A 13930-nucleotide genomic window follows, 5' to 3' on the forward strand; every position below is an offset into this window, starting at 1 on the left:
AGCAGTAATAATCAGTTTAGTGCTTGTAGCAACCTATTTCTACTAGTAATCAAAGCAAATAGTGAAGCTTTGTTTAAAGAATGAGAGAAAGCGTGAAAATAAAATGAATCCAGAAACTGTACGAGCAGATGGGACAAAATTTAAGTTTAAGACATTTTTTCAATTGATCAATCAGGCAAAACCCAAGTATCTACTTTTGATTATCGGTGTTGTATTGGCTAGTATTTCTAGTGCAATCACAGTTTATGTCCCCAAATTAGCACAAACTTTGATTAATCAATTTAGTAAGGGAATAGATTATTCACTTTTAATAAACGTTGTGGCTTTGTTTGTATTATCAGCAATCATATCAGCAATTGGTGGAACAGTCTTAGGTATTTTCGGAGAACATGTGATTGCAAATCTCAGAAAGAATTTGTGGGCAAAGTTAACGCACTTAAAAGTAAGTTATTTTGATACAGTAAAATCAGGTGAAATTGCCAGTCGCTTGGTCAATGACACCAGTCAAGTTAAGCAGTTATTAGCTAATGTATTTCCCCAAACCCTAGCCAGCTTTATTACAATCATAGGTTCTGTCTATATGATGTTTAGGATGGAATGGCATATGACACTTGCTATGGTTATCGTGGTCCCACTCGCCATGCTGATCATGATTCCTGTCTTTAAATTTGGATCAAAGATTGGGCATAAGCGTCAAGATGCTTTATCAGAATTTAGCGGTATAGCATCTGAGACACTTTCAGAAATCCGTCTCGTTAAAACGTCAAATGCTGAAAAACAAGCACAAAATCGTGCAAATTTAGAAGTACAAAAGCTATTTAAAGTTGGCAGAAAAGAAGCGTTTTTCGATGCAATCATGCAACCTTTTATGATGATGGTTATGATGTCGATGATTTTTGGCTTACTAGGGTATGGTATGCACAGAATTGCTAGTGGTGCCATGCAAATCGGTACCTTGATGAGCTTTTTGATGTATCTTTTTAATATGATAGGTGCTCTACCTATGATCGCCCAACTCTTTACAGAAATGGCGAAAGCAGCTGGATCTACTAAACGAGTATCTGAATTACTTGAAGAATCACAAGAAGACTTGAACGTTGGAGAAATGATTGACATTTCAGGTAAAACGTTATGTGCAAAACATGTTGATTTTGCTTATGACGGTGAAAAAGATATCTTAAAAGACATTTCTTTTGAAGCGCAAACAGGTCAGGTGATCGCGTTTGTCGGGCCTTCTGGTGGAGGGAAATCGACTATTTTTAGCCTATTAGAAAGATTCTATGACCCAACAAGTGGAAAAATTACATTTGGAGATACACCGATTACAGATATCAACCTAGCCAATTATCGCAAACAAATTGGGTTCGTCTCTCAAGATTCAGCTATTCTTGCAGGAACGATTCGTGACAATCTGACTTATGGACTAACAGACACATTTACAGATGAACAACTTTGGCATGTACTTGATTTAGCTTATGCACGACAGTTTGTTGAAGAAATGCCAGCTCAATTATCAACAGAAGTTGGCGAACGAGGGATTAAAGTATCAGGGGGACAACGGCAAAGATTAGCAATTGCGAGAGCATTTCTGCGTAATCCTAAGTTGCTCATGTTAGATGAAGCTACTGCTAGTCTAGATTCTGAGTCTGAAATGATGGTTCAAAAAGCTTTGAAAAATCTCATGAAAGGTCGGACTACTCTGGTCATTGCACACAGGCTTGCGACGATTGTTGATTCAGACATGATTTACTTCGTCGAAAAAGGGTCTGTAACTGGATCAGGAAAACATACAGAGCTTGTAAGTCAACATGAAAAATATGCTCAGTATGTTCAAGATCAGATCCTTACGCAAGGGATTAGCTGAAAGCGTTAGTCAATTAATTTTAACTGAAGATGGACATACCATGTCTATCTTTTTATTTTTAGAAATATCTTTATTTTTCAATTCAAAACGGTATAATAGACATAATGAAAAAACAAAAATTAACATTTGATAGTCGAATTGATTATACATTAATATTGCCCGCTTTTCTGTTAAGTATGATTGGATTACTTGTATTATATATTGCAACGAATCATGATTATCCTGAGCGATTGGGTAAGGTGATGACCCAGCAAGCAACATGGTGTGTGGCAGGAATCATTTTGGCGTTTATTGTCATGCACTTTAATACAAAAGTGCTTTGGAAATTGACACCTTTTCTTTATGGTTTAGGTATTATTTTGATGCTACTTCCTTTGAAATTTTATGATCCGACGACTGTCGCTTTAACAGGTGCTAAAAACTGGGTATATTTTGGTGGGTCAAATCTGTTTCAACCATCAGAGTTTATGAAAATTTCCTATATCTTGATGATGGCCCATGTCGTTGTAGGCTTCCAAAACAAACTCAAAAATAGAGTACTGAAAGATGATTTTTTACTGATCATCTATATGTTTTTAGTGACACTACCTGTTATGATCTTGTTAGGGGCACAAAAAGATTTCGGTACAGCACTTGTCTTTATGGCCATTTTTGGGGGCATCGTTATTGTATCAGGCATTTCATGGCGAATCATTTTACCAGTTGTTGCCTTTGTGACTATAGTCGGTGGCGGGATTATTTACCTAACAACTTTTGATGCAGGACGTGATTTCCTAAGAACCGTAGGGATGGATAACTATCAGATATTAAGGATTGATGCCTGGCGTGATCCCTTTAAAAATGCACAAGGCTCGACTTATCAACAGGCACAAGGCTTAGTTGCCATCGGTACTGGTGGGTTATTTGGCAAAGGATTTAATGTTGCTAATGTCAGTGTGCCAGTTCGTGAGTCCGATATGATTTTTACAGTTATCGGTGAGAATTTTGGTTTTATTGGCTCAGCATTTGTCATCTTACTTTATTTCATGTTGATTTATAGAATGATTCGAGTGACGATTAAAGCTAATAATCAGTTTTATATTTATGTGTCAACTGGTATTATCATGATGATTTTGTTTCACGTTTTTGAAAATATCGGAGCCAATATTGGCGTTCTACCTTTAACAGGTATCCCACTTCCTTTTATTTCTCAAGGCGGAAGCTCCTTGATTGGTAACTTAATTGGTGTCGGTCTAGTCTTATCTATGAAGTATAATCATATACCTGATACGCCAATTATCTCTGGAAAATTAAACAGAAATCCAGAAATTGGCACAAGGCGTTATAGAACAGATAAAGGTGTATTATGATGAAATTGGTAAATACCACTTTGCAAAGTGGTATTTTTTATATATAATAGAATCTATAGAGAAAGCGTTTACAATAATTGTAAATGAGAGGGTATTTATCATGACAACAATCGTTAATTTATTTTGTTCTGCAGGGATGTCAACATCACTTTTTGCTCAAAAAATGCAAAAAGAAGCTGAAGCGCGTGGGTTAGACTTTGAAATAAAAGCTTATGGTCTTGCTGAAGTGGATACAGAAGGACCTAAAGCGGATGTTATTTTGATTGGGCCACAAGCACGTTATATGGTTAGTGAAGTGGCTGGTAAATTCCCTGATACACCTGTTAAAGATATTCCGATGCAAATGTATGGTCTGATGCAAGGTGATAAAGGGCTCGATCTCGCTTTGGAATTGTTAAATTAAGCTAAACCTAAAACACTTGAAAAAGTGTTTTTCTTTTGCTAGAATGAAGAAAAAAAGAAAGTATGAGTCATTTACTCAAAAAGGTGAGGTCCATTGCGCATTAAGTGAAAGAAAAATTAACGATTTTTTTCTTAAGCTTTTTTGTGCAGACTTTTTCACCTAAATTTAACCCATCGTTTTGCGGTACGTTGATTGACTACCGTCAATTTTGAGTTTGGGAATTAGGGTTTTTAAAGCACAATTTTGCTTAAGTAAGCAGGAGGTGCTTTTTTGATTACATTAAAAAATTTAACATTCGGCTATGCTGACAAGCTTATTTTTGATCAGTTGTCAGCGACACTTGATAGTAGTTGGAAGATGGTCTTAGTCGGGAAAAATGGTCGAGGAAAAACAACGCTCATGAAGCTCTTGTCGGGGGAGCTAAAAGGATCTGGTCAGATTTGGTCAGACCAATTATTTAGATATTTTCCTCAAAAAATTAATGATAAAACACAACTTACTCAATACATTTTAGATGAGTTGTATGAGGCTAAAGCGTGGGAAATAAAAAGAGAAATGACTGTACTAGGCTTGTCAGAGACTATTTTATGGCAACCGTTCGATACTTTGTCAGGCGGTGAACAAACAAAAGTATTATTGATCGGGTTATTTTTAAATGATGCTTATTTTCCTTTGATTGATGAGCCGACAAATCACTTAGATATAGCGAGTCGCAAACAAATCGCCAATTATTTAAAGCAGCAAAAATCAGGCTATATTGTGACTAGCCACGATCGTCAATTTTTGGAAGATGTGGGTGATCATCTACTTGCGATTGAAAGAAATGATATTCAACTACTTACGACGACTTATTCTGGTTATGAAGCAGATAAAAAAAGACGTGATGCGTTTGAGTGGTCACAAAATTCAAAACTAAAATCAGAAATTAGTCGCTTGAAAAAATCAGCGAAAGCTAAAGCAGATTGGTCTCAGGATCGTGAAAAAGAAAAGTCCGGAAACCCAAAAGCAAAGGGTAGTGGGAGTGTCTTAGATAAAGGGTTTATTGGGGCAAGGGCAGCAAGGCAAATGAAAAAAGCCAAAGGTTTAAGTCAGCGCATGGATAAAGACATCAAAGAGAAAGCCAAATTACTCAAAAACATAGAAAAAGTTGATCCATTGACGATGTGCTATACACCTACACACCATCATACGGTAATAGATGAAGCAGACATTCAGCTGAATCGTTTCGATCGTACGTTTTTTAACCCAATCAACATCCAGCTAAATCGAGGAGAAGTGATTGCGATTACTGGTGAAAATGGTATCGGTAAGTCTTTATTATTGACCTATATGTATCAGCTTGCCATAAACAAAGGTTTAAAAGTTTCTTATCTGTCCCAAATAGATGATGATAATCAAGGAGATTTATACGCTTTTAGTGAAAAATATCAACTAGATTATACTGAGTTCTTAAATAATTTAAGGAAACTCGGTGTTGAAAGACATGTCTTTCAACAGAATATTGAGGAAATGTCATTAGGACAACAAAAAAAAGTAGCACTAGCTAAATCCTTATCAGAATCAGCAACAGTCTATATATGGGATGAACCACTTAATTATTTGGATATTGATAATCAACATCAACTTGTGACGTTACTTAAATCAATTAAGCCTACGATGCTTGTAGTTGAACATGATGCACGTTTTATTAGCGAGGTGGCCGATGACATCATTATTCTTGAGCCCACTAAAAACCAAGAAAACAAATAAAAAATAGATAAATTTATGTTACACTATAAGAATGAAAAACATTAAATCCAACGTATTAAAAGGGACGATATACGCGATATTAGCGGGTGTTTTCTGGGCTTTTTCTGGGATATTTGGCCAATTGTTTTTTCAAGAATTTGCAGATAATGCCTTGTGGATAACGTCATTTCGCTTATTAGTAGCTGGTGTGATCTTATTGGCTATTTCATATTGTCATAAACCGCATCAATTTTTTGACATTCTCAAAAATAAAAAGAACTACCTTGAGCTATTTGCCTATGCAATAGTTGGTATCTTGATGTTGCAACTGTCATTTTATGCTTGTATACAGACATCTAATGCTGCCACAGCAACAGTCTTACAGTTTACCTCACCTGTTTTTTTATTGATCTATTTGGCTGTGTTTAGGAATAAAAAATTAACTGTTAAGCTGATAAGCTTTGTGTTACTCACGATTTTGGGGATATTTTTTCTCACAACGCATGGCAATATCACATCGATGACATTGACACCTATGAGTCTAGGCTTAGGCTTTCTTTCGGCAATATCTGTCGTAACTTGCTCATTAATTCCCAAACGCTTACTGCAGACTTATGATGTGATGAATGTGACAGGCTGGGGTATGTTGATAGCAGGAGTGATCATGAATGTTGTACATCCTGTCTGGGTAATTGACTTCAAGTTAACGCCTAAAAGTTTTATTTTGGCATTAGGCGTTGCTGTGATTGGAACAGCAATAGCTTTCATGCTTAATATGACCGCAATCAAATATATTTCACCAGTCGTCGCAGAAGTCTGTGCTGCAATGGAACCAATCTTAGCAGCAGTATTTAGTATTTTTTTATTTGACCTGCCATTTGACTTCTTGACAGGCCTATCCATGCTTGTCGTTTTGACAAGTGTCAGCGTACTTTCAATAGAAGAAGGGAAATTATGAGTTACACAGATTATATCTGGGATTTAGGTGGTACTTTACTAGATAATTATCAAACATCTGCTAAAGCGTTCCAACATGTTCTAATGCATGAATTTGGCATCACAGCATCGTTTGATGATATTTATAATGCTTTGAGGATTTCAACAGAAGTGGCTATCGATCAATTTGCATCTGAGTTGCCTCACTTTAAAGACTTGTATAAAAAAAGAGAAGTTCAAGATTTAAAACATCCAGTCTTATTTGCAGGAGCTGGTGAGGTTTTGGCGGCAATTGTCAAATCTGGCAATAGAAACTTTATGATTTCTCATCGTGATGATCATGTCATAGATATCTTGGAAGCTGCTGGGATTTCTCGCTATTTCACAGAAGTTGTGACAGCTAATAATGGATTTGCTAGAAAACCAAGCCCTGACTCGATCAACTACCTGATCAATAAATATCAACTCAAACAAGCAGTGATGATAGGAGATCGGGAAATAGATATACTGGCTGGTAAACAGGCTAATATTGATACCATTTATTTTCATTCTGCTGATCAGCTAGACGTTAATGCAACGCATAATATCAATAGGTTGAGCGATATACTAAACTTATAACTGACATCACAAACACCTATCTAAGCTCAATAAGTTGATAGGTGTTTTTTTATGTGGTTTATAGTATAATAGAAGTAGTATGTTATAGACGCAATCCGTATAAAATCAATCTTATAAACACTGATTGAGTGCATCAAAAACTTACTAAATAGCCGTAACTAAGTGAGGTGAAACGGCGATTAGTAAGTGATCAGTTACACCGCTAAGTCGTGTGACTGTAGGATGATGTGATGTTAAAAGTAGATTGCTTATCTTTGAAAGAGGCCATAGTTGACAGCAGAAGAATTACAAGCATTATCAGATAAACAAGAACAGGCAGCAGAATATGACGCAAGTCAAATTCAAGTGTTGGAAGGACTAGAAGCCGTTAGAATGCGTCCGGGGATGTATATCGGCTCGACTTCATCAGAAGGCTTACACCATCTCGTTTGGGAAATTGTTGATAATTCTATTGATGAAGCATTAGCAGGATTTGCAACACATATCGAGGTGTTCATTGAATCTGATAATTCAATTACTGTCATGGATGATGGTCGCGGTATTCCAGTAGATATCCAAGAAAAAACCGGAAGACCAGCTGTTGAAACAGTATTTACAGTCCTACATGCTGGTGGTAAGTTCGGCGGCGGCGGCTATAAAGTGTCAGGTGGCCTGCATGGTGTGGGGTCATCAGTTGTTAACGCCCTATCTACACAACTTGATGTGACAGTATTTAAACAAGGTAAAGCTTATTATCAAGAATATCGTCGTGGTGTTGTTGTTGACGATCTTAAGATGATCGGTGATACTGACAAACACGGGACGACTGTTCATTTTACACCTGACCCAACTATCTTTACTGAAACGACTGAATTTCAATTTGAAAAATTAGCTAAACGTGTCCAAGAATTAGCATTTTTAAATCGAGGCTTACGTATTTCAATCACAGATAAACGCGCTAATGAAGATAATGAAGCACATTATCATTACGAAGGTGGTATCAAGTCTTATGTGGAATATCTGAACGATAAAAAAACCGTTTTATTTGATTCAGCTATTTTTACAGAGGGTGAATTAGATGGTATCGCGGTTGAAGTATCTATGCAGTATACAGGAGATTACCACTCAACTGTCTTATCGTTTGCGAATAATATTAGTACGCATGAAGGTGGCACGCATGAACAGGGCTTTAGAACAGCCTTAACACGTGTGATTAACAACTATGCTAAAGGGAAGAAACTCCTTAAAGAAAATGAAGAAAACTTAACAGGAGATGATGTGCGTGAAGGGTTGACAGCTGTTATCTCTGTTAAGCACCCTAATCCTCAGTTTGAAGGTCAAACAAAAACGAAGTTAGGTAACTCAGAAGTTTCTGGTATTGTTAATAAATTATTTAGTGAAGAATTTTCTACATTTTTATTAGAAAATCCTCAAGTTGCTAAACGTATTGTAGAAAAAGGTATTCTGGCTAGCAAGGCACGAATTGCTGCAAAACGTGCGCGTGAAGTAACGCGTAAAAAATCTGGACTTGAAATCTCTAACTTACCAGGTAAGTTAGCAGACTGTGCCTCTAATGATCCGAGTCAGACTGAGATTTTTATCGTCGAGGGAGATTCTGCCGGTGGCTCTGCAAAATCCGGTAGAAATAGAGAATTTCAAGCGATTTTACCAATTCGCGGTAAGATTCTAAACGTAGAAAAAGCTAGCATGGAAAAAATCCTTGCTAATGAAGAAATCCGATCAATTTTTACGGCTATGGGCACAGGATTTGGTGCAGATTTCGATGTCAGTAAAGCACGCTATCAAAAGTTAGTGATCATGACTGATGCCGATGTTGATGGCGCACACATTAGAACGTTACTACTTACTTTGTTTTATCGTTATATGCGCCCAGTTGTCGAAGCAGGATACGTCTATATCGCTCAGCCACCAATTTATGGGGTTAAATTAGGCGATAAGATTACTTATATCCAGCCAGGTGTCGATCAAGAAACAGAGCTTCAACAAGCTATCGCAGAGATGACTGTAGGGAACAGAAAACCTATTGTTCAGCGCTATAAAGGACTTGGTGAAATGGATGACCATCAGCTATGGGAGACGACGATGGATCCTGAGCATCGGACGATGGCGCAAGTGACGACAGACACAGCAGCTGAGGCAGATCAAGTATTTGATATGTTGATGGGTGATCGTGTAGAGCCACGCCGTGAATTTATTGAAGCAAACGCACAGTATTCAACAATTGATATTTAGTAATCATTAACCTTAGTAGGCTTAATTTTTAGCCTGGGTACTAATACTAATCATCAATACAAAAAACAAACGCGTACAAGTATTATACATAATGACAAGATTAGGGAGAAATAAGATGACAAAATTTGATCGTATTCACTTAGTTGTGATGGATTCTGTTGGAATTGGTGCGGCACCTGATGCAAACGAGTTTTTTAACCATGATGTTGATGATACAAAATCAGATACATTTGGTCACATTGCAGAAAACTTTAAACTCGAAGTTCCTCATATGGCGAAGATTGGTCTAGGTCATATTCCAAGAGAGACAGCACTTGTTGGTGTTGACAAAGTTGAAAAAACAGATGGATATGTCACAAAACTTGAAGAGATTTCACGTGGCAAAGATACGATGACAGGTCACTGGGAGATTATGGGCTTAAACATTCAAGTCCCATTTAGAGTCTTTCCAAACGGCTATCCAGAAGATTTACTTGAAAAAATCGAAGCATTTTCTGGACGTAAAGTGATTAGAGAAGCAAACATCCCTTATTCTGGTACAGCGGTTATCGATGATTTTGGACCTCGTCAAATGGAAACTGGTGAGTTGATTATTTATACATCAGCTGATCCTGTGTTACAAATTGCTGCTCATGAAGACATCATTCCACTTGAAGAATTGTACAAAATTTGTGAATATGTGCGCTCTATTACATTAGACGATCCTTATATGATTGGTAGAATTATCGCACGTCCTTATGTTGGGACACCAGGTAATTTTACAAGAACTGCTGGACGTCATGACTATGCCTTATCACCTTTTGGTCATACTGTGTTAAATAGTCTAGATGATGCAGGTATTCCAGTTTATTCAGTTGGTAAAATCAACGATATCTTTAATGGTGTTGGGATTAATCATGATATGGGCCATACCCCAAGTAACATGGCTGGGGTAGATAAGCTGATTAGCACCCTAAAATTACCTGAGTTTGATAAAGGATTCTCATTTACAAACTTAGTCGATTTTGATGCCTTATTTGGGCACAGACGTGATATTGAAGGCTATGGTACAGCGATTAATGAATTTGATGCACGCTTACCAGCAATTTTTGATGCGATGCACGAGAATGATTTGTTATTGATTACAGCAGATCACGGTAATGATCCATCTTATCCAGGTACAGACCATACACGTGAGTATATCCCATTACTTGCTTATAGCAAATCATTTAAAGGTAGTGGTGTGTTACCAGTTGGTCACTATGCAGACATTTCTGCTACTGTAGCAGAAAATTTTGAGGTTGATGCAACAGAAAATGGTCAATCATTCTTAGGAGAGTTAAACTAATATGACAATAATGGAAAAAATTCAAGAAACTGCTGCTTTTTTACGCAAGCAAGGGATAAAAGAAGTTGATTTTGGCTTGATTTTGGGGTCTGGTTTAGGCGAATTAGCAGATGAAATTCAAGATGCCATCTTAATTGATTACTCAGATATTCCAAACTGGGGTCAGTCTACTGTGGTTGGCCATGCTGGTAAACTTGTTTACGGTACTTTATCAGGGAAAAAAGTGCTAGCATTACAGGGTAGATTCCACTTTTATGAGGGCAATCCATTAGAGGTTGTGACGTTTCCAGTGCGTGTCTTAGCTGAATTAAAAGCAACAGGTATTGTGGTAACCAATGCAGCAGGTGGTGTGACACATGGTCCAGGAACGTTGATGTTAATTAATGATCATATTAATTTTACAGGACAAAATCCGCTTATAGGAGAGAATCTGGACGCTTTCGGTCCACGTTTTCCAGATATGACGCATGCTTATGATGTGGCTTATCAAAAAACAGCGCATGAAGTTGCTGAAAAAGCAGGTATTACGTTAGCTGATGGCGTATACATGGGCTATACAGGACCAACTTATGAAACACCAGCTGAAATTCGATTTGCAGAAACAGTTGGTGCAGATGCAGTTGGTATGTCAACAGTTCCCGAGGTCATTGTTGCTGTACACTCTGGTCTTCGTGTATTAGGCATTTCTGCCATTACCAATCATGCAGCAGGTAAGCAAGCCGAATTGAATCATGCAGAGGTTGTTGAAGTTACAACACGTATTAAAGAAACATTTAAAACATTAGTAAAATCAGTATTAGCTGAGCTTTAATAAGCAAGCTGTTGACGTGATATTACAACTATAAATATGTTAATACGCTCATAAATAGATGAACTACCTGATACTGTACTGTCTTAGGTAGTTTTTTGTGCACATCGTGTTAGTTGTTTTAACTAACACGATGTGTTAAAATAAGAATATGCTAACATTTCCATTAATAAATGATACAAGTCGAAAAATTATCCATATCGATATGGATGCTTTTTTTGCATCGATTGAGGAAAGAGATAATCCTGAATTAATCGGAAAACCTGTAGTGATTGCAAGAAATCCCCTAGAAACAGGTGGACGAGGCGTCGTCTCAACCGCAAATTATATAGCACGAACATACGGTATTCATTCGGCAATGTCGGCTAAAGAAGCATATGAGTTGTGTCCTAAAGCGATTTTTATATCTGGGAATTATGACCATTATAAAGCCATTTCACATCAAATACATGAGATTTTTCATCGATATACAGATGAAGTAGAAGGGATGGCACTAGATGAAGCCTATCTTGACGTGACAGTGAATAAGATAGGCGCAACGAGTGCAGTTAAAATTGCTAAACTCATTCAGCATGACATCTTTAACGAGCTACACTTAACAAGTTCTGCCGGTGTATCCTATAATAAATTTTTAGCTAAAATTGCTTCTGATATTGAAAAACCAAGAGGCTTAACATTGATTGAACCTGAAAGAGCGTTAGCTTTTTTGTCAGAATTATCTATAGGTGAATTTTATGGTGTTGGGACGAAAACAGCTGAGAAATTAGAAAAAATAGGTATCAAGACAGGACAAGATATCCAAAATATGTCCCCCCAATTATTAGCGGATTTATTCGGTGTATTTGGTTGGGAACTATATCTGAAAGCGAATGGGATTCATAATAGCCCTGTCAAGCCAAATCGTGTAAGAAAATCTATCGGTAAGGAAAAAACGTATGGCAAATTACTATATCTAGATGCTGATATAGAAGCTGAACTTGAAAAACTTGCAGAGAGAGTGGCACAAAATTTACAAGATAAGCAGCTAAAAGGACATATTATTGTATTAAAAATACGGTATGCTGACTTTACGACACTAACAAAACGATTATCTTTAGTTGAGAAAATAGATGACAGTAAAACGATCGCAACAAGTGCAATTAAATTATTGAATACTATTAATTTACAAGGTAAAGGGATTCGACTTTTAGGTATCACGACAACCGGTTTATGAAAAAGCAATCAAATTCATTGCAGTCATTCTAATTTATGATACAATATCATTATAGGAGGGTTGTTAGATGAAACGGCTAAACAATTTAAAGGACTTTCGGATATATCTCATCGAGTTAACAATCATACTCTGTATTTTTTCTATGTGCAAAATTTCACTTTAATATAATCAGAAAGAGGCCACAGAACGTGGACGACATATTCATATTTTGTATGATACAGGCCATTCTTTAAAACATAAGCAGACTAAAAATGCTAGTACAAATCATGATAGAGAACTAGATCACACTGATACTGTTAATTAAGGGTGGATAAAAAATAATACGATTAGATACCCAATCATAAGAAAAGGAATGAACGGTAGTTCTCTTTTTTTCGGTGATAAACGCAGCATATAAACCAGAGCAATAGCGCTTGCAAAAAATAGACAATATACGAGTTGTAAGCAGGTGATAGAATAAGCAAGAAGGCTTAAGTATAACCAATCACCGCTACCGATATGCAGTGGCAATCTCTCTGCTAAGATAGCAATACCTAAACAACTCAAAACAAGCGCATTAAAAGGTAAGGTTAAGGTCAACAATAAGAAAAACATGGCCCAAATCATCAGAGGGTAACAGAGGTAGCGGCAATCAAAATAAACGAGACAAATTGAACATAGCAAATTAATAAAGATAGGGAAATCGATTTGAGTCAAGTAGTGAAGCATGAGCACAATACCTCTTTTTTGGATTAGAGAAAATTAATTAGTAAGTCTTATAGAAATATACGTAATAAAAGCTAAATAGTTGCTAAAAAAAGCATGATTACCTATAATGGGATATAGGTAATCATGAATTGATTACAGTAGAAAATAAGGAGAGAAAAATGTCTAGAGAAAAAACAAAAGCAGTCTTGAATCAATCTGTTGCAGATCTATCAAAAGCATCTGCTTTGGTGCACCAAGTGCATTGGTATTTACGCGGTCCCGGTTTTATGAAACTACATCCAAAAATGGATGAGTTGATGGCTGACTTAAATAATCATTTAGATGCCTTATCAGAGCGTTTGATCACAATTGGTGGCTCTCCTGTTTCAACACTTAAAGAATTTGATGAGTTATCAAAAATTGAGATGGACGTTGCCACATGGGATAAAACGATTGAAGAACGTTTTAATGAAGTCGTGAAAGCTTATAAATACTTATCAGAGTTGTTTGAAGAAGGTATAGAAGCTACTGACGCAGAAGGTGATGCAGTCACAAATGATATGTTTACCAGTGCAAAAGGTTCTATTGAAAAAACAGTTTGGATGCTCGAGTCTGAGTTAGGTGTTGCACCTGGCTTATAATCAGTTTAAAAATATAATCAGCTCATCCGTCGGATGAGCTTTTTTGTGCTCTTATAATAGGCATGAACCCTTACATCCACAAGCAAAACATGTTTGAAAATGTTTTCAAAATATGCTATCCTAG

At 36.7% G+C, this 13930-nt stretch carries 11 protein-coding genes; all 11 read left to right on the plus strand.

Annotated features, from left to right (window positions below):
• Positions 1-103: 103 nt before the first annotated feature.
• The 11 genes from RU87_RS08205 to RU87_RS08260 all read left to right on the plus strand — a co-directional run bounded on the left by RU87_RS08205 (position 104) and on the right by RU87_RS08260 (position 13806).
• Positions 104-1864 carry an ABC transporter ATP-binding protein gene (locus RU87_RS08205; RefSeq protein WP_068164279.1) on the plus strand — a complete coding sequence of 587 codons (1761 nt, stop codon included), beginning with the start codon at positions 104-106 and terminating at the stop codon, positions 1862-1864.
• Between the two features lie 104 nt (positions 1865-1968).
• Positions 1969-3213, plus strand: coding sequence for an FtsW/RodA/SpoVE family cell cycle protein (locus RU87_RS08210; protein ID WP_068164276.1), 1245 nt, complete (start codon positions 1969-1971; stop codon positions 3211-3213).
• 100 nt (positions 3214-3313) lie between these two features.
• Positions 3314-3616: a PTS sugar transporter subunit IIB gene (locus tag RU87_RS08215; protein WP_082782197.1), complete on the plus strand. Its 303-nt coding sequence runs from the start codon at positions 3314-3316 to the stop codon at positions 3614-3616.
• A 270-nt stretch (positions 3617-3886) separates the two neighbouring features.
• Positions 3887-5365 carry a ribosomal protection-like ABC-F family protein gene (gene abc-f / locus RU87_RS08220; protein ID WP_068164273.1) on the plus strand — a complete coding sequence of 493 codons (1479 nt, stop codon included), beginning with the start codon at positions 3887-3889 and terminating at the stop codon, positions 5363-5365.
• Between the two features lie 31 nt (positions 5366-5396).
• A complete protein-coding gene (locus RU87_RS08225; RefSeq protein WP_068164269.1) occupies positions 5397-6302 on the plus strand; it encodes a DMT family transporter in 906 nt (301 codons plus the stop codon).
• A complete protein-coding gene (locus RU87_RS08230) occupies positions 6299-6898 on the plus strand; it encodes an HAD-IA family hydrolase (protein WP_068164266.1) in 600 nt (199 codons plus the stop codon). Before RU87_RS08225 ends, RU87_RS08230 begins: the two co-directional genes overlap by 4 nt.
• A 270-nt stretch (positions 6899-7168) precedes the next feature.
• Positions 7169-9130 (plus strand): DNA topoisomerase (ATP-hydrolyzing) subunit B, encoded by a 1962-nt coding sequence (gyrB, locus tag RU87_RS08235; RefSeq protein ID WP_068164262.1) that lies wholly within the window; start codon positions 7169-7171, stop codon positions 9128-9130.
• Between the two features lie 115 nt (positions 9131-9245).
• The gene (locus RU87_RS08240; RefSeq protein ID WP_068164258.1) at positions 9246-10457 is read left to right on the plus strand and encodes a phosphopentomutase; all 1212 of its coding nucleotides are present in this window, start codon (positions 9246-9248) and stop codon (positions 10455-10457) included.
• 1 nt (position 10458) lies between these two features.
• On the plus strand, positions 10459-11268 hold the full coding sequence (locus RU87_RS08245) for a purine-nucleoside phosphorylase (RefSeq protein ID WP_068164255.1): 810 nt from the start codon (positions 10459-10461) through the stop codon (positions 11266-11268).
• Positions 11269-11416: 148 nt separating this feature from the next.
• A complete protein-coding gene (gene dinB, locus RU87_RS08250; RefSeq protein WP_068164251.1) occupies positions 11417-12478 on the plus strand; it encodes a DNA polymerase IV in 1062 nt (353 codons plus the stop codon).
• An 866-nt stretch (positions 12479-13344) separates the two neighbouring features.
• On the plus strand, positions 13345-13806 hold the full coding sequence (locus RU87_RS08260) for a Dps family protein (protein WP_068164249.1): 462 nt from the start codon (positions 13345-13347) through the stop codon (positions 13804-13806).
• The last annotated feature ends 124 nt before the right edge of the window (positions 13807-13930 follow it).

Origin of the sequence: Pseudolactococcus plantarum, assembly GCF_002441715.1 — a bacterium.
GTDB classification, from domain to species: Bacteria; Bacillota; Bacilli; order Lactobacillales; family Streptococcaceae; genus Pseudolactococcus; species Pseudolactococcus plantarum.

Bases quoted from the DNA above. Each gene is read 5' to 3' on its own strand.
- RU87_RS08205 (WP_068164279.1), top strand. From the start codon at position 104: ATGAATCCAGAAACTGTACGAGCAGATGGGACAAAATTTAAGTTTAAG.
- RU87_RS08210 (WP_068164276.1), top strand. From the start codon at position 1,969: ATGAAAAAACAAAAATTAACATTTGATAGTCGAATTGATTATACATTA.
- RU87_RS08215 (WP_082782197.1), top strand. From the start codon at position 3,314: ATGACAACAATCGTTAATTTATTTTGTTCTGCAGGGATGTCAACATCA.
- RU87_RS08225 (WP_068164269.1), top strand. From the start codon at position 5,397: ATGAAAAACATTAAATCCAACGTATTAAAAGGGACGATATACGCGATA.
- RU87_RS08230 (WP_068164266.1), top strand. From the start codon at position 6,299: ATGAGTTACACAGATTATATCTGGGATTTAGGTGGTACTTTACTAGAT.
- RU87_RS08240 (WP_068164258.1), top strand. From the start codon at position 9,246: ATGACAAAATTTGATCGTATTCACTTAGTTGTGATGGATTCTGTTGGA.
- RU87_RS08245 (WP_068164255.1), top strand. From the start codon at position 10,459: ATGACAATAATGGAAAAAATTCAAGAAACTGCTGCTTTTTTACGCAAG.
- dinB (WP_068164251.1), top strand. From the start codon at position 11,417: ATGCTAACATTTCCATTAATAAATGATACAAGTCGAAAAATTATCCAT.
- RU87_RS08260 (WP_068164249.1), top strand. From the start codon at position 13,345: ATGTCTAGAGAAAAAACAAAAGCAGTCTTGAATCAATCTGTTGCAGAT.